The organism is Pseudomonas sp. RIT-PI-a (assembly GCF_001187875.1).
Lineage (GTDB): Bacteria > Pseudomonadota > Gammaproteobacteria > Pseudomonadales > Pseudomonadaceae > Aquipseudomonas > Aquipseudomonas coleopterorum.
The window spans coordinates 1-782 of record NZ_LGIR01000009.1; the positions used below are offsets into that span (position 1 = coordinate 1).

The window sequence follows — 782 nt, forward strand, 5'->3', positions numbered from 1 at the left end:
GGCAGTTGCAGCGGCTTGCCGTCCAGGGGGCGGGTGGGGCGCAGGGTGGGCCGGCGGGCTTCGGGGGGGTCCCAGTTCTGCACCAGCTCGCGGGTCAAGGCGATACGGAAGTACGGGCTGTCCAGCTCCGGCACGGTCGGGTCGGCAGTGAACGGCATCAACTGCAGGCGCGGTTGCGCGAACATGATCAGCGATTGGCCGTCGTTGGCCGCTTCGCTCTCGGCGGTCAGGCGTTCCTGTTCATTCAAACGCTGCTCGAAGGCGCGCAGCCTGCCGTTGACCGAATTGGCCAGGGTGTTCAGGGTGATCGGCTCCCAGCCGCTGACCAAGCGCTTGTCCGGGCGTGGGCCCAGCAGGTCCAGCACGCGGACGTACCACAGCTTGGCTTCGTTCAAGGCGTCCGGGGTCAACTGGCGGTAGGCGCTGTCGCCGCGGTCGATCAGGTTCTTGATGAAGTGGTTGTACACGGCCTTGCGGTAGTGCACCGGATTGTCGCTGGCGATGCCGTCCGGATCGATCGGCGCGCGGGGGGAGCGTTCGCGGCTGATTTCGTCCACCAGCGGGCGCACGTTCCAGTAGTCCGGGCGGCCGCTGCTGTCGCTGCGACGAGTCGGATCGAAGATGAAACTGAGCCAGTACTCGGCGTCACTGAACTGCTGCTCGCTGTTGAGGCGATGGCTGATCAGGAACGGCAGGTGGAAGAACAGCTCCCAGAAGTAGAGGCCGTTGGCGCCCTTGAAGTCCATGAACGGCTGATTGCCGGACTCGGCCAAGGCGGGCTC

Annotated in this window: 1 pseudogene; it reads right to left on the reverse strand. The window is 65.7% G+C overall.

Annotated elements, in window-relative coordinates:
* Nucleotides 1-782: pseudogene (locus AC788_RS21705) on the reverse strand (neuraminidase-like domain-containing protein); the annotation flags it as partial.